Source organism: Mycolicibacterium lacusdiani (assembly GCF_021916785.1).
In the GTDB taxonomy this organism is placed as follows: domain Bacteria; phylum Actinomycetota; class Actinomycetes; order Mycobacteriales; family Mycobacteriaceae; genus Mycobacterium; species Mycobacterium lacusdiani.
In genome coordinates this window covers 124,078-142,662 of sequence record NZ_JAKCFC010000009.1, presented here as the reverse complement: position 1 = coordinate 142,662, position 18,585 = coordinate 124,078, and the positions used below count along the sequence as shown (strand labels likewise).

General features: G+C 68.2%; 20 protein-coding genes. 9 read left to right on the top strand and 11 right to left on the bottom strand.

The genetic code is table 11. From position 1 onward, the window contains the following. Window position 1: 1 nt before the first annotated feature. The 4 genes from LOK44_RS23470 to LOK44_RS23455 all read right to left on the bottom strand — a co-directional run bounded on the left by LOK44_RS23470 (window position 2) and on the right by LOK44_RS23455 (window position 4,131). Complete coding sequence (locus LOK44_RS23470; protein ID WP_237572489.1) at window positions 2–1,801, bottom strand: nickel-dependent hydrogenase large subunit; 1,800 nt, start codon at window positions 1,799–1,801, stop codon at window positions 2–4. 31 nt (window positions 1,802–1,832) lie between these two features. Further along, window positions 1,833–2,888 (bottom strand): NADH-quinone oxidoreductase subunit B family protein, encoded by a 1,056-nt coding sequence (locus LOK44_RS23465; protein ID WP_237572488.1) that lies wholly within the window; start codon window positions 2,886–2,888, stop codon window positions 1,833–1,835. Between the two features lie 138 nt (window positions 2,889–3,026). Further along, window positions 3,027–3,800 (bottom strand): hydrogenase nickel incorporation protein HypB, encoded by a 774-nt coding sequence (hypB, locus tag LOK44_RS23460; RefSeq protein WP_237572487.1) that lies wholly within the window; start codon window positions 3,798–3,800, stop codon window positions 3,027–3,029. 1 nt (window position 3,801) lies between these two features. Continuing rightward, the gene (locus tag LOK44_RS23455) at window positions 3,802–4,131 is read right to left on the bottom strand and encodes a hydrogenase maturation nickel metallochaperone HypA/HybF (RefSeq protein ID WP_237572590.1); all 330 of its coding nucleotides are present in this window, start codon (window positions 4,129–4,131) and stop codon (window positions 3,802–3,804) included. A 257-nt stretch (window positions 4,132–4,388) separates the two neighbouring features. Here LOK44_RS23455 and recA point away from each other — a divergent pair, with 257 nt between their 5' ends. Together recA and recX are read left to right on the top strand one after the other, a co-directional pair. After that, window positions 4,389–5,441 (top strand): recombinase RecA, encoded by a 1,053-nt coding sequence (gene recA / locus LOK44_RS23450; protein ID WP_237572486.1) that lies wholly within the window; start codon window positions 4,389–4,391, stop codon window positions 5,439–5,441. Further along, entirely contained in the window at window positions 5,407–5,952 is a 546-nt protein-coding gene (recX, locus tag LOK44_RS23445) for a recombination regulator RecX (protein ID WP_237572485.1), read from the top strand. Before recA ends, recX begins: the two co-directional genes overlap by 35 nt. On the opposite strand, the gene LOK44_RS23440 is transcribed toward recX, so the two are convergent. From LOK44_RS23440 to LOK44_RS23415, 6 genes are read right to left on the bottom strand one after another with little or no spacing between them, the layout of a single operon-like run. Beyond that, window positions 5,909–6,196, bottom strand: a complete 288-nt coding sequence (locus tag LOK44_RS23440) for a hypothetical protein (protein WP_237572484.1) — start codon at window positions 6,194–6,196, stop codon at window positions 5,909–5,911. The two genes, recX and LOK44_RS23440, sit on opposite strands and share 44 nt — an antisense overlap. Further along, window positions 6,193–6,597 (bottom strand): DUF1622 domain-containing protein, encoded by a 405-nt coding sequence (locus tag LOK44_RS23435; protein WP_237572483.1) that lies wholly within the window; start codon window positions 6,595–6,597, stop codon window positions 6,193–6,195. Before LOK44_RS23435 ends, LOK44_RS23440 begins: the two co-directional genes overlap by 4 nt. After that, complete coding sequence (locus LOK44_RS23430) at window positions 6,597–7,430, bottom strand: amino acid ABC transporter permease (RefSeq protein ID WP_237572589.1); 834 nt, start codon at window positions 7,428–7,430, stop codon at window positions 6,597–6,599. Before LOK44_RS23430 ends, LOK44_RS23435 begins: the two co-directional genes overlap by 1 nt. Before the next feature lie 44 nt (window positions 7,431–7,474). Continuing rightward, window positions 7,475–8,155 carry an amino acid ABC transporter permease gene (locus LOK44_RS23425; RefSeq protein ID WP_237572482.1) on the bottom strand — a complete coding sequence of 227 codons (681 nt, stop codon included), beginning with the start codon at window positions 8,153–8,155 and terminating at the stop codon, window positions 7,475–7,477. Window positions 8,156–8,193: 38 nt separating this feature from the next. Further along, on the bottom strand, window positions 8,194–9,024 hold the full coding sequence (locus LOK44_RS23420) for a glutamate ABC transporter substrate-binding protein (RefSeq protein WP_163924663.1): 831 nt from the start codon (window positions 9,022–9,024) through the stop codon (window positions 8,194–8,196). A gap of 38 nt (window positions 9,025–9,062) precedes the next feature. Further along, on the bottom strand, window positions 9,063–9,791 hold the full coding sequence (locus tag LOK44_RS23415) for an amino acid ABC transporter ATP-binding protein (protein ID WP_237572481.1): 729 nt from the start codon (window positions 9,789–9,791) through the stop codon (window positions 9,063–9,065). A gap of 171 nt (window positions 9,792–9,962) precedes the next feature. Here LOK44_RS23415 and miaB point away from each other — a divergent pair, with 171 nt between their 5' ends. Together miaB and LOK44_RS23405 are read left to right on the top strand one after the other, a co-directional pair. After that, window positions 9,963–11,528: a tRNA (N6-isopentenyl adenosine(37)-C2)-methylthiotransferase MiaB gene (gene miaB, locus LOK44_RS23410; RefSeq protein ID WP_237572588.1), complete on the top strand. Its 1,566-nt coding sequence runs from the start codon at window positions 9,963–9,965 to the stop codon at window positions 11,526–11,528. After that, complete coding sequence (locus LOK44_RS23405; RefSeq protein WP_237572480.1) at window positions 11,516–12,100, top strand: Rv2732c family membrane protein; 585 nt, start codon at window positions 11,516–11,518, stop codon at window positions 12,098–12,100. The genes miaB and LOK44_RS23405 overlap by 13 nt, the downstream gene beginning before the upstream one ends. Here the strand turns inward: LOK44_RS23405 and LOK44_RS23400 are convergent. Further along, window positions 12,097–13,425: a DUF349 domain-containing protein gene (locus LOK44_RS23400; protein ID WP_237572479.1), complete on the bottom strand. Its 1,329-nt coding sequence runs from the start codon at window positions 13,423–13,425 to the stop codon at window positions 12,097–12,099. The two genes, LOK44_RS23405 and LOK44_RS23400, sit on opposite strands and share 4 nt — an antisense overlap. A 193-nt stretch (window positions 13,426–13,618) precedes the next feature. Between LOK44_RS23400 and LOK44_RS23395 the strand changes: the two genes are divergently transcribed. The 5 genes from LOK44_RS23395 to hflX are packed head-to-tail and all read left to right on the top strand — an operon-like array spanning window position 13,619 to window position 18,581. Then, window positions 13,619–14,545, top strand: a complete 927-nt coding sequence (locus LOK44_RS23395; protein ID WP_237572478.1) for a DMT family transporter — start codon at window positions 13,619–13,621, stop codon at window positions 14,543–14,545. 9 nt (window positions 14,546–14,554) lie between these two features. Beyond that, on the top strand, window positions 14,555–15,304 hold the full coding sequence (locus LOK44_RS23390) for a class III extradiol ring-cleavage dioxygenase family protein (RefSeq protein WP_237572477.1): 750 nt from the start codon (window positions 14,555–14,557) through the stop codon (window positions 15,302–15,304). Next, window positions 15,301–16,254 carry a tRNA (adenosine(37)-N6)-dimethylallyltransferase MiaA gene (gene miaA / locus LOK44_RS23385; RefSeq protein WP_237572476.1) on the top strand — a complete coding sequence of 318 codons (954 nt, stop codon included), beginning with the start codon at window positions 15,301–15,303 and terminating at the stop codon, window positions 16,252–16,254. The genes LOK44_RS23390 and miaA overlap by 4 nt, the downstream gene beginning before the upstream one ends. Beyond that, on the top strand, window positions 16,251–17,123 hold the full coding sequence (dapF, locus tag LOK44_RS23380) for a diaminopimelate epimerase (RefSeq protein ID WP_237572475.1): 873 nt from the start codon (window positions 16,251–16,253) through the stop codon (window positions 17,121–17,123). The genes miaA and dapF overlap by 4 nt, the downstream gene beginning before the upstream one ends. Before the next feature lie 45 nt (window positions 17,124–17,168). Further along, on the top strand, window positions 17,169–18,581 hold the full coding sequence (hflX, locus tag LOK44_RS23375) for a GTPase HflX (protein WP_237572474.1): 1,413 nt from the start codon (window positions 17,169–17,171) through the stop codon (window positions 18,579–18,581). The last annotated feature ends 4 nt before the right edge of the window (window positions 18,582–18,585 follow it).

The following is an 18,585-nucleotide window of genomic DNA, read 5'->3' as shown; positions in this document are numbered from 1 at the left end:
GTCACTCCCCGGTCACGGATTGTGTCGGTGAGTGCAATTTCTCGATAGTCTTCCCGTCGCCGAGGTACATGTGCACCCCGCACGGCAGGCAGGGGTCGAAGCTGCGGACCGTCCGCATGATGTCGATGCCCTTGAAGTCGTCACGCCCGTTCTCCTCGAAGATGGGCTGGCCCTGCACCGCGTCCTCATACGGCCCCGGTGTCCCGTAACTGTCCCGGGGGTTGGCGTTCCAGGGGGTCGGTGGATAGGGATGGTAGTTCGCGATCTTGCCGTCCCGAATCACCATGTGGTGGCTGAGAACGCCGCGCACCGCCTCGGTGAAGCCGCACCCGATGGCCTCGTCGGGCACCGTAAACTTCTCCCAGGTCTTGGTGCGGCCGGCACGGATCTCCACCAGCGCCTTCTCCGCGAAGTGCAGGGCGCACGCCGCAGCGTAGGCCTGGAAGTAGCTGCGCGCACGGTTGCGTTCGAGAGTGTTGCTGCCGTACTCGGGGATCTTCCACTCGAACGACACCGGGCCCTTCAGCGCGGTCTTCGGCAGGTTGATCTGCACGCTGTGCCCCGTCGACACGACATAGCCGCCGGCGTCGACCAGACCTGCCAGCGCGGTCGACCACAACCTGGCCAGCGGACCACCGCCCGTATCGAGGGCCAGGTGATCCTTGCCGTCGAACCAGCGCGGCGACATTACCCAGCTGTACTTGTCCTCCATGTCGCGTTTCTGCGGCTTGGGGTTGGTGTGCTGGTTCCAGGGATGCCGCCGGTCGACCGGATTGCCGAGCGGGTCCTTCTCGACGAACATCTCCTGATCGGTCCAGTCGTCGTAATAGCTGCTGCCCAGCAAGATCCGGATGCCGAGGTTGATGTCGACCAGCGAGTGGGTGACCAGCTTGCCGTCCACCACCACACCGGGGGTGACGAACATCTTGTCGCCCCACTGCTCCATGTCCTCGTACGCGAAGTTGCAGTACTCGGGATCCTGGAACGAGCCCCAGCAGCCGAGCAGCGTGCGCCGCAACCCCACCAGCTCGTAACCGGGCAGCGCCTCGTAGAAGAAGTCGAACAGGTCGTCGTGCATCGGGACGACCTTCTTCATGAACTCGACGTAGCGCATGAGTCGCGTGATGTAGTCGGTCATCAGCTGAATCGTGGCGACCGTTCCGACGCCGCCCGGATACAGCGTGGAGGGATGTACGTGGCGACCCTCCATGAGGCAGAACATCTCCCGCGTCCACCGACTGACGACGAGCGCCTCACGGTAGAACTCGCCGGTGAACGGGTTGAGCGCGCGCATGATGTCGGCGACGGTCCGGTAGCCGTGTGCGTCGGAGTGCGGCGCGAGCGTGTTCTCCGCCTTGGCCAGGACGCTGGGATTGGTCTCGGACACCATCTTCTCGCAGTAGTCGACCCCGACGAGGTTCTCCTGGAAGATGTTGTGGTCGAACATGTATTCCGCGGCTTCTCCGAGGTTGACGATCCACTCGCCAAGGTGCGGCGGCTTCACGCCGTACGCCATGTTCTGCGCATAGCACGAACACGTCGCGTGGTTGTCGCCGCAGATGCCGCAGATGCGGCTGGTGATGAAGTGGGCGTCGCGAGGGTCCTTGCCCTTCATGAAGATCGAGTAACCCCGGAAGATCGATGAGGTGCTGTGGCATTCGACGACCTCGCGGTTCTCGAAGTCGATCTTCGTGTAGATGCCCAGGCTGCCGACGATCCTGGTGATCGGATCCCACGACATGTCGACGAGGGTGCTCGGATCGCTCTTCGTGTGCTGAGGTCCGGGAGCGGTGGTTGTCATTTGGGTTTCTGCCCTTCCATGCGAGGCGCACCTACCAGGTGCGCGTCGCTCCTGTGGTCAGTTCCTTGCCCGGATGGCGCCATTTCGGTTCCTTGTCGAGGGTGCGTCGAGTGATGTGGCGGAGATTCCGGACCACCGATCCGTAGACACCGGACGCGGAGGTCGAGAGCTTCCCCCCGGGCGGCTCGTCCATGAACGGCATGAACTTGTCCGGGAACCCCGGCATCGTGCATCCGATGCAGATGCCGCCGACGTTGGGGCAGCCGCCGACGCCGTTGATCCACCCTCGCTTCGGCACGTTGCACTTCACTACCGGTCCCCAACACCCAAGCTTGACAATGCATTTCGGCGATCCATACTCCGTGGCAAAGTCGCCCTGTTCGTAGTAGCCGGCCCGGTCACACCCCTCGTGCACCGTCATTCCGAAGAGCCACTGCGGGCGCAGCGCCTCGTCGAGTGGAATCATCGGTGCCTGACCGGTGGCCATGTACAGCAGGTACGTCAACGTCTCGGAGAGGTTGTCCCCCTGGACGGGACAGCCGGGTACGCAGACGATCGGAATACCCGCCTTGCTCTTCCAATCCCAGCCGAGGTAGTCGGGCACCCCCATCGCCCCCGTAGGATTGCCCGCCATGGCGTGAATGCCGCCGTAGGTCGCGCATGTGCCCACGGCGACGATCGCCGTCGCCTTCGGGGCGAGTCTGTCGAGCCATTCGCTGGTGGTGATCGGCTGGTCGGTCGCCGGGTCGTTGCCGAACCCGCTCCAGTACCCCTCCTCGTGCAGCTTCTCGTTGGGGATCGAGCCCTCCACGACCAGCACGAAGGGCTCCAGCTCTCCGCGGTCGGCCTTGAAGAACCACTGCAGGAAGTCGTCCGCACCGCCCGAGGGCCCGCATTCGAAGTCGATGAGCGGCCAGTGCACTGCGACCTGGGGCAATCCGGGTAGGGCTCCGAGCGCGATCTCCTCGATGCTTGGTTGAGTGGCTCCTGTCAAGGCCACGGAATCGCCGTCACAACTGAGACCGGCGTTGATCCAGAGAACGTGGATCAGTGTTTCTTCCGCTTTGATGGCAGCTTCGGTTGGCATGCTGCAGCTTCCCGGAACCGGGCTGAGTGGTTCCTGCGGCGTAGGAGTCGCCCTTCGGCCCACTTACGCGTCGCTAGTTCTCGGTTTACTCGCCGCACACAGCAGAGTCAACGGAAAACTGTGACAAATCCCATCCGGTCAAACCTTGACGGTATCGTCGATCCACTGGTACCAGAATGCGACGCCCTGGCCCGTCGTGGCGGACACCGGGAGGACGTCGACGCGTGGGTTGACCGAGCGGGCGTTGGCAGTGCAGACGTCGAGGTCGAAGTCGACGTAGGGCAGTAGGTCGACCTTGTTGATCAGAACCAGCTTGGCCGCGGCGAACATGTGCGGGTACTTCAGCGGCTTGTCGGCGCCCTCGGTGACGGAGATGATCACCACCATTGCGCGCTCGCCGAGGTCGAACATCGCTGGGCACACCAGATTTCCGACGTTTTCGATGAACAGCAGAGTGGCGGGCTCGGGACCGAGGGCGTCGAGTGCGGTTCGCACCATCGCGGCGTCGAGGTGGCAGCCGGGTCCAGTGTTGATCTGAACGGCCCGGCATCCGGTGGCCTGGATTCGTTCCGCGTCGAGCAGCGTTTCCTGGTCGCCCTCGATGACCGCGATGGGGGTGCGGCCACGGAGGTCTCCGATGGTGCGCTCGAGCAGGGTGGTCTTACCCGCGCCGGGTGAGCTGGTGAGGTTGAACGCCGCGATGTCGCGGTGGGCGAGCCAGTCCCGGTTTTGCTGGGCGAGTCGATCGTTCTTTGCCAGCACCCGCTGCTCGAGCGAGACCGTCTCGCGTTGGCCGTCGTGGGAATGCGGGTGGTCGTGGTGGTCGTGGTCGTGGTGATGGCCCGGAACGGGTGGTTCTCCGGCGATCGTGACGGTCGCACCGTCATCACCGCAGCCGCAGGTCGCGCACATGTCAGCTCACTTCCATCGAAAGGATCCGCAGGTCCCGGCCGGCGAGTACCTCGACGTCGGCGCTGCCGCAGGGACACAGCAAGATCGTGTCCGTCAGGTCGAGGTGGGTGTCGCAGGTACGGCAGTGGCCCGCGCCGGGGCGGATGTCGAGATCGAGTCGGGCACCGTCGGCGACGGTGCCCTCCACTGCCAGTTCGAAGCAGAACGACATCGCGGCGGGCGCGACAGCGCACAGCGCCCCGACCTCCAACGTGACGCTGTGCACGCGACGACCTGCGGCGTGCTCGCACACTGCCTCGACAAGACTCTGGGTCAACGCCATCTCGTGCATGTCTGCCCCGCTCTGGGCTTCGGTGATTCTCACGATAGGACGCGTCGGGCGATCCGGCGGGCAAAGATGCACAACTCCGTCGGCGACGACTCGGTCGGATTCGGTGCGTGCCGGGTGATCGGCGTGTCAGCTTGAATCGAACACGTGTTCGTCTACTGTGGGAATCGTTCGAACGCGGGACTTGTCGGTGGCCTCCCCTAACGTCGCGGCCAACCGATCGGAAACCGATCGAAAACCCACCAGGACGGAGAAACACCATGCCGCAAGCCCCCGACCGCGAGAAGGCACTCGGGCTCGCCCTCGCTCAGATCGAGAAGAGTCACGGCAAGGGCTCGGTGATGCGCCTCGGCGACGAAGTGCGCGCACCGATATCGGTCATCCCGACCGGGTCGATCGCCCTCGACGTCGCCCTGGGCATCGGAGGTCTGCCCCGTGGCCGCGTCGTCGAGATCTACGGCCCGGAGTCATCGGGTAAGACCACCGTGGCCCTGCACGCCGTCGCCAACGCGCAGGCGGCCGGCGGCATCGCGGCGTTCATCGACGCCGAGCACGCGCTCGATCCCGACTACGCCAAGAAGCTGGGCGTCGACACCGACTCCCTGCTGGTGTCCCAGCCCGACACCGGTGAGCAGGCGCTGGAGATCGCCGACATGCTGATCCGGTCCGGCGCACTGGACATCCTGGTCATCGACTCGGTGGCCGCGTTGGTCCCGCGCGCGGAGATCGAGGGCGAGATGGGTGACAGCCACGTCGGCCTGCAGGCCCGTCTGATGAGCCAGGCGCTCCGCAAGATCACTGGAGCCCTGAGCAACTCGAACACGACGGCGATCTTCATCAACCAGCTGCGCGAGAAGATCGGCGTGATGTTCGGTTCGCCCGAGACCACCACGGGCGGCAAGGCCTTGAAGTTCTACGCCTCCGTGCGCCTGGACGTGCGCCGCATCGAAACGCTGAAGGACGGTACGGACGCGGTGGGCAACCGCACCCGCTGCAAGATCGTCAAGAACAAGATGGCGCCGCCGTTCAAGCAGGCCGAGTTCGACATCCTCTACGGCAAGGGCATCTCCAAGGAGGGCTCGCTGATCGACATGGGCGTCGAGCACGGGTTCATCCGCAAGTCCGGGTCCTGGTTCACCTACGACGGTGAGCAACTCGGTCAGGGCAAGGAGAACGCCCGCAACTTCCTGCTCGAGAATCCCGAGATCGCCGACGAGGTCGAGAAGAAGATCAAGGAGAAGCTCGGCATCGGAGCCGTGCTGACGGACGACAAGAGCAATGTCGAAGCCCTGCCCGCCCCCGTCGACTTCTGAGTCACCGGAGACGGATTCGGCTTCCCGCGAAGAGCAGGCGCGGGCGCATTGCCTGCGCCTGCTCACTGCGAGGGCCCGTACGCGGGCCGAGCTGGCCGGCCGCCTGGAGAAGCGTGGCTTCCCCGACGACGTGAACGCACGGGTGCTCGACCGGCTGGCCGACGTCGGACTCATCGACGACGAGGACTTCGCCGAACAGTGGGTGCGATCCCGAACGGTCCACGCCGGCAAGGGTAAGCGCGCACTCGCGGCCGAACTGCGCACCAAGGGTGTGGACGAGGACGTGATCGCCGGCGCCTTGGCCGAGATCGGCGCCGACGCCGAACGCACGCGTGCCGAGCAACTCGTCGCCGACAAGCTCCGGCGCGCGCGCCTCGACGACGACGCCGAGGAGACGAAGCTGATTCGGCGGCTGGTCGGCATGCTCGCCCGCCGCGGCTACAACCAGTCGATGGCCTTGGACGTGGTCAAGGTCGCACTGGCCGGCGAGCGCGAACGCCGAATGGTGTAGCGAAGCCGGCGGCGAAGTCCGCTGCCAAGCTCCGCGTCACCAGTCGACGCACCGCGATCAGCACGGCGACTCCGGCGATCGACTCCCAGGACAGGTCGACACTCAACCGCAGCAGCCCTGCCGCGGTGAACAATTCGAGCATGACCCGCAGCGCGATCAACGGCTGGCGGAAGACGAGGAGCCCGGCGATCGCGACCACGATCCCGGCGGCCGCGATGATCCACGAGACGTCGGTGACGGTCATGGCCGCGGGGCGGGATCCGGCGGCCGCTCGTGCTCGAGCAACGCGATCTCGCGTTGCTCCTGCGCGATCTCGCGGTTGAGGAAGTAGTTCAGCACCGTACGGATCGCGGCGATCGCCGCCAGCTTGCCGATCTCCTCGAACGACGGCGAGATCGCGGTCCGCAGCACGTCCGCAGCGAGCTGAAACTCCAGGCCCAGCACCAAGAACCGCGCCAGGGACAACCGCACCGACGAGAACTGATTGATGTCGCGGCGTACCAGCGCGACGGCGAACTTCGTGATCGCGACGACCGCGCCGATCATGATGACGACCGCGCCGCAGGCCTCGATGAGGCGGACCATGAGGTCGACGACGTCGCGCAACGCCCACTCGGGCAGGATTTCCAGCGCGGAAACCCGCATCACACGGCCTTGGCCCCCGGAGCGCCTTCCTGCTCCACGGCGTCGGTGTGCAACGGGGCGGGCCCGCGACGCGACCGGCGCATCCGGCGCTCCAGTCGGGTAGCCAGAGCCGACAACCCGAAGTTGGCGGCGATCATCAGCAGCGCTATCACGATGAGCGCGGGAATGTAGTTGCCGTAGGAGGATCCGACCACCGTGCCCTGGCGCACCATCTCGACGAACGTGATCTGGTAGCCGATCGCGGTGTCCTTCAGCACGACCACCATCTGCGACACCAGCACCGGGAGCATCGACGTGATCGCCTGCGGCAGCAGGATCGCCCGCATGGTCTGGCCCCACTGCAGGCCGAGCGCCGAGGCGGCCTCGGCCTGCCCGCGAGGCAGGGCATTCACCCCGGCGCGGACGATCTCGGCGATCACCGCGCCGTTGTACAACGTCAGGCCGGTGATCACGCCTGCCAGCGCCAGGTACTGCCCGGGGAACACGTCGTAGAGCGCGTACAGGAAGTACGCGAAGATCATCATGATCAGCACCGGGATCGCGCGGAAGAACTCGACGATCACCGAGCAGAACCACCGCAGCGGACGGTGCGTCGACATCCGGCCCACGCCCAGCACGAAGCCCAGCACCATGGCCAGGACGATCGACACTACCGCCGCCGTGAGCGTGCCCTCGATGCCCGGCAGGACGTAGGTGGTCCACAGCTCCGGAGTGAGGAACGGTTCCCACTTCGCGGAATCGAGCTGCCCCTTGGCGCTCAGCTGCGAGTACACCAGCCAGGCGATCACCAGGAGGATGACGACCGTGACGGCCGTGACCACCCGGTTGCGCATCCGCGCGCGCGGCCCAGGGGCGTCGAAGAGGACCGAGGAGGAGTTCACTGGCTCACCGCGTACTTCTTCCCCAACCACCCGAACACCAAGCCCATCGGCAGCGTCAGCACCATGAACCCGAGGGCGAAGATCACGCCGATGATCAGCAGCGCCGCGGTGTTCTCGATCATCTCCTTCATGAGCAACGCCGCTTCAGCCACGCCGATCGCCGAGGCGATCGTCGTGTTCTTCGTCAGCGCGATCAGCACCGAGCCCATCGGGATGAGTACCGCGCGAAAGGCCTGGGGCAGCAGGATCATTCGCAGGTTTTGGCCGAAGGTGAACCCGAGCGAGCGGGCCGCCTCGGCCTGACCCAGCGGCACGGTGTTCACCCCCGAGCGGATCGTCTCGCAGACGAACGACGCCGTGTATACCGTCAACCCCAGCACCGCGAGCCGGAAGTTGCCGTCCTCGATCGACGTCGTCGACTGCGAGTCGACCAGCGTGATGCCCAGCGTCTGCGACAAACCGAACGAACAGAACAGGATGATCAGGGTCAGCGGAGTGTTCCGGACCACGTTGACGTACGACGTCCCGAGCCAGTTGAGCATCGGCACGGGGGACAGGCGCATGCCCGCCAGCACCGTGCCGAGGATCAACGCACCCACGGCCGAGAACACCGTCAACTGAATCGTGGTCCAGAACGCCTCGAAGATCTGGCCGCGATACTCGGAGAAGACCTCCACGTGGACTCCGCTGACTCCCTCTCAGTTCGCCGGTCCGGTCAGTTCTTGGCGATCGCCGGCGGCGACGGGACCTGGATGCCCGCCGGTCCGAGGTTCTTCTCGAACGCGGCCTTCCACGCGCCGTCGGACTCCATCTTGGTCAGCGCGTCGTTGATCTTGGTCTGCAGCTCGGTGTCGTCCTTCTTGAGGCCGATGCCGTAGTTCTCCTCCGAGAACGGCTGACCGACCAGCTTGAACGCACCCGGGGTCTGCGCGGCGTAGCCGGCGAGGATGACCTCGTCGGTGGTCACCGCGTCGATCGCGCCGTTCTTGAGCGCCTCGATGCACGCCGAGTAGGTGTCGTACTGCTGGAGCTGGACGCTGGGGAACTCGTCCTTGATCTTCTGCGCGGGCGTCGACCCGGACACCGAGCACAGCTTCTTGTTGTTGGCCAGCGAGTCCTTGCCGGTGATGTCGGTGTTGTCGGCCTTGACCAGCAGGCTCTGACCCGTCACCAGGTACGGGCCCGCGAAGGACACCTTCTCCTTGCGCGCGTCGGTGATCGAGTAGGTGGCGGCGATGAACTCGACCTGATCGTTCTGGATCAGCGTCTCGCGCTGGCTCGAGGGCGATTCCTTCCACTCGATGTCCTCGGGCTTGTAGCCGAGCTGCTGCGCGACGTAGGTCGCCACGTCGACGTCGAAACCGCTCATCGTGCCGTCGGGGTTCTTCATGCCGAGGCCCGGCTGATCGAACTTCGTGCCGATCACGATCTTGCCCTCGTCGCTCCCGCCGCCACCGCCACCGCACGCGGTGAGCGACAGCGGCAACGCGGCGGCGATCGCCACGACGGCGGCCACCCGGATTCTGCGGGACTGATTCTTCGACATCGCCTTGTTCGACACTGTTGGTTTCCTTTCGCCAGTGTTCAGTGGTTGAGGATCTTGCCGAGGAAGTCCTTGGCACGATCGGATTTCGGATTGGAGAAGAACTCCTCGGGCTTGGCGTCCTCGACGATCGCACCGTCGGCCATGAACACGACCCGGTTCGCGGCACTGCGGGCGAAGCCCATCTCGTGGGTCACCACCACCATCGTCATCCCCTCGCGGGCCAGTGACGTCATGACGGCGAGCACCTCGTTGATCATCTCGGGGTCCAGCGCGCTGGTGGGCTCGTCGAAGAGCATCACCTTGGGGTTCATCGCCAGTGACCGGGCGATCGCCACGCGCTGCTGCTGCCCGCCGGACAGCTGCGCGGGGTACTTGTCGGCCTGGTTGGCCACCCCGACGCGTTCGAGCAGCTTCATGGCCTGAGCGCGGGCTTCGTCCCTCGACAGCTTGCGCACCTTCATCGGTGCCAGCGCGACGTTGTCGACGATCGTCTTGTGCGCGAAGAGATTGAACGACTGGAACACCATGCCGACGTCCGAGCGCAGGGCGGCCAGCTTGCGGCCCTCGTCGGGCAGTGGCTGACCATCGACCGCGATGGTGCCCGAGTCGATCGGCTCGAGCCGATTTATGGTGCGGCACAACGTCGACTTGCCCGACCCGGACGGTCCGAGCACGACGACCACCTGGCCGCGGTCCACTTCGAGGTTGATGTCCTTGAGAACGTGGAGGCTGCCGAAGTGCTTGTTGACGGCCTGCATTGAGATCATCGGCTGGCTCTCCGAAGCCGGTGCGCTCATACCTTGCCTCGGAGGGGGCAGGGACCGTCTGATTCCATGCGGTCAGACCTTACCCAGGTATGGCGTGGACCGCCGGTGTCTAGATCAATCCGGCGAATTTGGTGTCGCCGCGGCCAGCCGTAAGATTGGTCCGTGACTTCGATGGCGATCAGCGACGCGCCGGCGCATACCGACGTCGAAACCGCCGACGTCCCGCCGCAGCGCACCTACCAGGTCCGCACGTACGGCTGCCAGATGAACGTGCACGACTCCGAGCGCCTCGCCGGGCTGCTCGAGGAGGCCGGTTACCGCCGCGCTGCCGACGGCTCCGACGCCGACGTCGTGGTGTTCAACACCTGCGCCGTGCGGGAGAACGCCGACAACAAGCTCTACGGCAACCTCAGCCATCTGGCGCCGCGCAGGCAGGCCGACCCGAACATGCAGATCGCGGTCGGCGGCTGCCTCGCTCAGAAGGACCGGGAGGCGGTGCTGCGCAAGGCCCCGTGGGTGGACGTGGTCTTCGGCACCCACAACATCGGCTCACTGCCGGTGCTGCTGGAACGCGCCAGGCACAACAGGGTCGCCCAGGTCGAGATCGCCGACGCGCTCCAGGAGTTCCCCTCCTCGCTGCCCGCGACCCGCGAATCCGCCTATGCCGCTTGGGTTTCGGTGTCCGTCGGCTGCAACAACACCTGCACGTTCTGCATCGTGCCCGCGCTGCGCGGCAAGGAGGTCGACCGCAGGCCCGGCGACGTCCTGGCCGAGGTCAAGGCGCTGGCCGACCAGGGCGTCCTCGAGGTGACGCTGCTGGGGCAGAACGTGAACGCCTACGGCGTCTCCTTTGCTACCGACGAGCGCTTGCGCGAGGAGTCGACCAACTGGGCGCAGGTCCCGCGCGACCGCGGCGCGTTCGCCAAGCTGCTGCGCGCGTGCGGCACCATCGAGGGCTTGGAGCGGGTGCGATTCACCTCACCGCATCCCGCCGAGTTCACCGACGACGTCATCGAGGCCATGGCGACCACGCCGAACGTATGCCCCACGCTGCACATGCCGTTGCAGTCGGGGTCCGACCGGATCCTCAAGGCGATGCGCCGGTCCTACCGCGCCGGACGCTTCCTCGGCATCATCGACCGCGTCCGTGCCGCCATCCCGCACGCCGCGATCACCACCGACATCATCGTGGGCTTCCCCGGCGAGACCGAAGAGGACTTCGCGGCGACGCTCGACGTGGTCCAGCGCGCCCGCTTCGCCAGCGCATTCACGTTCCAGTACTCCAAGCGACCCGGCACCCCTGCCGCCGATCTGCCCGATCAGCTTCCCAAAGCGGTTGTGCAGGAACGCTATCAACGTCTCATCGACCTACAGGAGCGGATCTCGCTGGAAGAGAACCAGGCGCTGATCGGACGCCCCGTCGAACTACTGGTCGCCGCGGGGGAGGGACGCAAGGACGTCGCCACCGCGCGGATGTCCGGTCGCGCGCGTGACGGCAGGCTGGTGCACTTCGCCCCCGGCGGGCGCGACATCCGGCCGGGCGACGTCGTCGTCACGACGCTGACCGCCGCCGCGCCCCACCATCTGACCGCCGATGCCGAGGTCACCGACCACCGGCGCACCCGCGCGGGCGACGCCCACGTCTCCGGCCGACGGGTCACCACGAACGTCGGCCTCGGCATGCCGTCCATCGGGACGCCACCCGCCGCACCCGCGGCGACGGGATGCGGACTGTGACCGGCGACCGCGAGTTCGACCAGTTCAAGGGCGACATCGAGGACGTCGAACGCCGCATGGCGCGCGAGATCGACCCCGGCGCCAGGGCGGTGGTCGTCGCGGGACTGGTCTTCGTCCTGCTGCTGACCTTCCTGCTGCCGCACACCGGTGGCGCCAAGGGACTCGACGCACTGATCGGCGGCGACGCGGCCGTTCGCGAGGGCGTGGCGCTGCCGTCCCGCGTGTTCGCCTGGCTGGTGCTGGTGTTCGGCATCGGGTTCTCGATGCTCGCGCTGCTCACCCGGCGCTGGGGGCTGGCCTGGGTGGCAGCCGCCGGGTCGGCCGTCGCCTGCCCGGTGGGCATGCTCGCCATCTGGTCGCGCCAGACCGCCGCGGAGCCCTATCCCGGACCGGGCTGGGGCCTGGTCGTGGCGTGGATCGCGGTGATCCTGTTGACGTTCCACTGGATTCGCGTGGTGTGGTCGCGCACGGCCGTGCAACTCGCGGCCGAGGAGGAGCGTCGACGCCTCGCCGCCGAGCGCGAACGCAAGAGCCTGCTGGACGACACCGACGGCGAACCGCCCGTCGGCTAGCGCTTCTTGCCGAGCGCTGCCACGGCGGCCTCGGCCCATTCGTGCCACTGCGCCGCGCTCGCCCGGGCCTGCTCGGCGTCCTTGGTGCGGCCCGCCGCTTCGGCCTTCTCCGCCTGGTGCTCGAACTGCTCGGCACGCACCCGGAACTGGTCGGCCCTGGCCTGGGCCTCGGGATCGGTTCCGGTGGTGGTGACGGCGTCGCGGATCTTCTTCTCCACGACGCGCAACCGGCGCTCGAGTTCGGCGCCACGTTCCCGGGGCGCCTTGCCGATGGCGTCCCACTTGTCGCCGATCACGCGCAGCGCGGCCCGCGCCGCCTTCTCGTCGGAGGGGTCGATGGCCTCTGCCTGCGCGAGCAGCGCCTCCTTGGCCTTGGCGTTCTCCTCGAACTCCGCGTCGCGCTCGGCATTGACGGCGTTGCGGGCGGAGAAGAACTTGTCCTGGGCCGCCTTGAACCGCTTCCACAGCGCGTCGTCGACGTCCTTGGCCGTGCGTCCGGCCGCCTTCCACTGCACCAGCAGGTCGCGGAACGCCGCGCCCGTCGGGCCCCAGTCGGTCGAGTCGGACAGCGACTCGGCGCGCTCGCAGAGCGCCTCCTTGGCCTGTCGAACGCCGGCCCGCTCGCGATCGAGGTCGGCGAAGTGGGAACCCCGCCGCCGGTTGAACGTCTCGCGCGCGCTCGAGTAGCGCTTCCACAGGGCGTCGTCGGTCTTGCGGTCCAGGCCGGTGATCGTGCGCCACTCGTCGAGGATCTCGCGCAGCCGGTCGCCGGAGGCCTTCCACTGCGTCGAGGTCGCGGCGATCTCCTCGGCCTCGACGGCCAGCGCCTCCTTGCGGGCGGTCTGCGCGGCGCGGTGCTCGTCGCGACGCTGGCGCTCCTCGGTGGCGTGGGTGTCTGCCTTCTCCAGGATCGTCGCCAGCCGCGCGGCGATCGAGTCCACGTCGCCAAGCACCGAGGCGGTGGGCAGCGTCTCGGCCAGGGTGCTCGCCGCCGCCTTGATCTTGCGGGCGTCGCCCGTGCCGGACTCGAGCCTGCGCTCCATCAGCACGACCTCGGTGTGCAGGTCGTCGAACCTGCGCCCGAAGTGCGCGTAAGCCGCCTCGGTGTCACCCGCCTGCCACGACCCGATCTGCCGTTCGCCCGAGCCGGTGATGAGCCACACGGTGCCGTCGGGATCGACGCGGCCGAACCGGTGCGGGTCGGCGGTCGAGGGCACGGAGGGAGCCACCGGCGCGGTCGGCGCGACGGGTCCCGGCCGGGGAACGGGCCGTGGCCCGGGCCTGGGAGCTGGCTTGGGGGGGTTGCCTGACTCGCTGGTCGTCATGTCCGTCATCTCCGTGCACTCTGCGTGGATCCCACGCTCCTGCCGCGCGACGCGGCGCCGTATGTCTCGCCCGCTATTCAAACAGGTCGCCGTGCGGTCTGCGCACGCCTTGGCCTCAGCAGTTGCCTAGGCTCGATTCCCGCAGGACCTGTGCGGCCGGCCCGAACGGGTCGACGGAGCTCGAGGAGACGGTGTGGACGAGGCTGACATCGCGGCGTTGCTCGCGCTGGGTGCGGCGTTCTTCATCGCGGTGGGCGACGTCATCCATCAGCGTTCCGCACACGACGTGACAGACGAGCCGGTGGGGCACCTCGAGCTGTTCCTCCGGCTGCTGCGCGACCGGCAGTGGTGGTTGGGCAGCGGTGTCTCGGCTGCCGGATTCGCCTGTCAGGCAGCGGCTCTCGGCTTCGGGTCAGTGCTCTTGGTGCAGGCCATCATGGTCACGTCGCTGCTGTTCGCCCTTCCCATCAACGCCAGGGTGACCGGCCACCGGGTGACGCGGTTCCAGTGGACGTGGGCGGCACTGCTCGCCGCGTCGGTCGCGGTGATCGTCACGGTCGGCAACCCGACCGAGGGACAGTCGCGCGCGTCGCTGGAGACGTGGTCACTGGTGATCGCCGTGCTGGTGCCGGCGATCGTGATCTGCGTGGTCGCCGCGCGATTCCTGTCCGGCCGCCCAGCAGGCGCCGTGCTGCTGGCGCTGGTGTCGGGATCGCTGTGGGGCGTGTTCGCCGTGTTGACCAAGGGCGTGGTCGACCGACTCGACGACGGATTGTGGGAAGTGCTCAAGACCCCTGAGCTGTACGCCTGGGCGGTAGTGGCGGTGCTGGGCACGGCGTGGCAGCAGTCGTCGTTCCGCGCCGGGGCGCTCACGGCGTCGCTACCCACGATGACGGTCGCCGAGCCGGTGGTGGGCTCGGTGCTCGGAGTCGTCATCCTCGGGGAGGCGCTGCGACCCGGCGAGGCAGGCTGGTTCACCCTCGTCGCGGCCTTCGCCGTCATGGTCGTGGCCACCGCGGCGCTGGCCCGCGGCGAGGCCGCCAACGCCCAGGGTCTCGACGAGTCCACCCGGCCGGGCGCCGGTGGGCAGGAGCGAAGCGACCCGGGGAGACGTGGCTAGCGTGGACGCGTGCTGAGCGCCATCGCCGTCATCCCGTCCGCCCCCGTGATGGTGACCGAACTCGCGACCGGCGCCGCCGAGGAACTGACCGACCTGCGGACCGCGGCACTGGACGCCGCCGCCGCGCTGCCCGACCGCTGGGTGGTCATCGGCGCCGCACGCGATGCCGACGCGATCGGGCCGGAGTCGGTCGGCACGTTCGCCGGCTACGGCGTCGACGTCCGCGTCGCGCTCGCACCGGGGGCCGACTCGGCGCCGGGCGCGCTGCCGCTGTGCGCGCTGATCGCCGGCTGGGTGCGTGGACGCGCAAACCCGGCCGCCACGGTCGAGGTGCGGGCGTTCGCCGACGATCTCGAGCCCGACGCCGCCACGGCCGCGGGGCGAGCGCTGCGCGCCGAGATCGACGCGATGGCCGGGGACGTCGGGGTGCTCGTCGTCGCCGACGGGGCGAACACCCTGACCTCCACCGCACCGGGCGGTTACGACCCTGCGTCGCTGCCCGGGCAGGAGGAACTCGACGACGCGCTGGCGGCCGGCGACGTGGCCGCCCTCGCGCGGGTCGGCCGGGTGGCCCACCGGGTACTGGCGGGTCTGGCGGGGCCCGGGCCCGTGGCGGCGGAGGAGCGCTACCGCGGGGCGCCGTACGGGGTGGGGTACTTCGTAGGGACGTGGGCACCGGCGGGCAGGAGCGAAGCGACCGGGGGAAAGACACCGGCGGGCAGCAGCGAAGCGGGCGGTGAAGAGGCACCAGCCCAATGACGCGCCGCCCCATCGCGATCGTCGGCCCCACCGGCACGGGCAAGTCCGCGCTGGCGCTGGCGGTCGCCGAACGCATCGGCGGCGAGATCGTCAACGCCGATGCCATGCAGCTCTACCGCGGCATGGACGTCGGAACGGCGAAGCTCACCGTCGAGGAGCGCCGCGGCATCCCGCACCACCAGCTCGACGTCCTCGACGTCACGCAGACCGCCACCGTCGCGCGGTACCAGGAGGCCGCTGCATCCGACGTCGAGGACGTCGCCGCCCGCGGGGCGGTCCCGATCCTGGTCGGCGGGTCCATGCTCTACGTGCAGTCACTGCTCGACCAGTGGTCGTTCCCGGCCACCGACCCTCGGGTACGGGCAAGGTGGGAGAGCCGGCTGGCCGAGGTCGGGGTGGCTGCGCTGCACGCCGAACTGGCCCGCGTCGACGCCGACGCCGCGGCGTCGATCCTGCCCACGGACGGCCGCCGCGTCGTCCGGGCGCTCGAGGTGGTCGAGCTGACTGGCCAACCATTCGCGGCCAGCGCCCCGGTGATCGGGACGCCGCGCTGGGACACGCTGCTCGTCGGCCTCGACTGGGACACCGCGCTGCTCGACGACCGGCTCGCCCAGCGCACCGACCTGATGTTCACGGGTGGGCTCGTCGACGAGGTGGTCGGGCTGTGCGAGCGGGGCCTGCGCGACGGCGTCACCGCGTCGCGGGCCCTCGGCTACGCGCAGGTGCTCGACGCGCTCGCGGCCGGCGGCGGAGACGACGCGCTCGCGGACGCGCGGGAACGCACGTTCATCGGCACGCGGCGCTACGTGCGGCGCCAGCGGTCGTGGTTCCGGCGCGACCACCGGATCCTCTGGCTCGACGGCGGGGCCGACGGAAACGTCGACGCGGTGCTGCGCGCGTGGGACGGTGGCCGGGACGACGGCGCCCCGACGGATATCCTGAGCAGGTGAGGTTCGCCAAGGGGCACGGCACGCAGAACGACTTCGTCGTGCTGCCGGACCTCGACGCCCGCATCGGGTTGACCGCAGGCGCCGTGTCGGCACTGTGCGACCGCCGTCGCGGGCTGGGCGCCGACGGCCTGCTGCGGGTCACCACTGCGGGTGCGGCGCTCGCGGCGGGCGTGTTCGAGCGGATCCCCGAGGGTCTGTCCGACGGTGACTGGTACATGGACTACCGCAACGCCGACGGGTCGATCGCGCAGATGTGCGGCAACGGCGTCCGCGTGTTCGCCCACTACCTGCGGTCCAGCGGCCTGGAGTCCCGCGACGAGTTCGTGGTCGGATCCCTGGCCGGGCCGCGGCCCGTGACGCTGCACGCCGCCGGCCCCGTGTTCGCCGACGTCACCGTCGACATGGGCAAGGCCAACACGACCGGCACCGGCACCGCCGTCGTGGGCGGCCGCACCTTCGGTGGCACCGCCGTCGACGTCGGCAATCCGCACCTCGCGTGTGTCGTCGCTAATCTCACCGTGGCCGATCTGGCCACGCTCGACGTCGCCGCGCCCGTCGACTTCGACGCCGATCGGTTCCCCGAGGGTGTCAACGTGGAAGTGCTGACCGCACCGGCGGGTGGTGCGCTGTCGATGCGGGTACACGAACGGGGTGTCGGAGAGACCCGGTCGTGTGGCACCGGGACCGTCGCTGCCGCCGTCGCCGCCCTCGAGCATCGCGGCGATCGGACGGGAACACTGCTGGTCCGCATCCCCGGAGGCGAAGTCACCGTGACCGTCACCGACGCCACCAGCTATCTGCGCGGACCGTCCGAACTCGTCGCCGCCGGCGACTTGGCCGAGGAATGGTGGCGCGCCCATCAGCGTTAATCGAGGTGTATGAGAAGTGATCTCCATGCGACGCTTGAGTCGCCCATGACGTATCCCGACATCAACTCCCAAGATCCGAGCCTCGGCGAACTCGCGCTGTCAGACCGCACGGCGCTGCGCCGCGTCGCAGGACTGTCGACAGAACTTGCCGACGTCTCCGAGGTCGAATACCGCCAGCTGCGCCTCGAACGAGTCGTCCTGGTCGGCGTGTGGACCGACGGCACCGCCGCCGAAGCCGAGGCGAGCCTGGCCGAGCTGGCCGCGCTGGCCGAGACCGCAGGCTCCGAAGTGCTCGAGGGCCTGATCCAGCGCCGCGACAAGCCCGACACGTCGACCTACATCGGCTCCGGCAAGGCGGCCGAACTGCACGAGGTGGTCGAGGCCACCGGTGCCGACACCGTCATCTGCGACGGCGAACTCAGCCCTGCGCAACTCACCGCGCTCGAGAAGATCGTCAAGGTCAAGGTGGTGGACCGCACCGCGCTGATCCTCGACATCTTCGCCCAGCACGCCACCAGCCGGGAAGGCAAGGCGCAGGTCGCCCTCGCCCAGATGGAGTACATGCTGCCGAGGCTGCGTGGCTGGGGCGAGTCGATGTCCCGTCAGGCCGGTGGCCGCGCGGGTGGCGCAGGCGGTGGCGTCGGCACCCGTGGTCCCGGTGAGACCAAGATCGAGACCGACCGCCGACGCATCCGCGAGCGGATGAGCAAGCTGCGCCGCGAGATCAAGGACATGAAGAAGATCCGCGACACCCAGCGCGGTGGGCGCCGTCGCAGCGAGATCCCGTCGGTCGCGATCGTCGGCTACACCAACGCCGGCAAGTCGAGCCTGCTCAACGCGTTCACCGGCGCGGGTGTGCTGGTCGAGAATGCGCTGTTCGCCACGCTTGAACCCACTACGCGCCGTGGACATTTCGACGACGGACGCCCGTTCGTGCTGACCGACACCGTCGGCTTCGTCAGGCACCTGCCGACCCAGCTGGTGGAGGCGTTCCGGTCGACGCTCGAAGAAGTGATGGGTGCCGACCTACTGGTGCACGTCGTCGACGGCTCCGATGCCAACCCGCTCGCGCAGATCAATGCCGTCCGCCAGGTCGTCAACGAGGTGGTCGCCGAATACGACATCGCCGCACCGCCGGAGTTGATCGTGGTCAACAAGACCGACGCCGCCTCGGGTCTGACGCTGGCGCATCTGCGCCGCGCACTGCCGGACGCGATGTTCGTCTCGGCGCGCACCGGCGACGGCATCGACCGACTCCGGCAGCGGATGAGCGAGATGGTCGTCCCCACCGAGAAGACGGTGGACGTGACCATTCCCTACGACCGCGGCGACCTGGTCGCCCGGGTTCACGCCGACGGGATGATCGACGCGACCGAGCACACCGACAACGGCACGCGCATCAAGGCGCGGGTGTCCGCCACGCTGGCGGCGAGCCTCGCGGACTACGCGACGTTCTGACCGC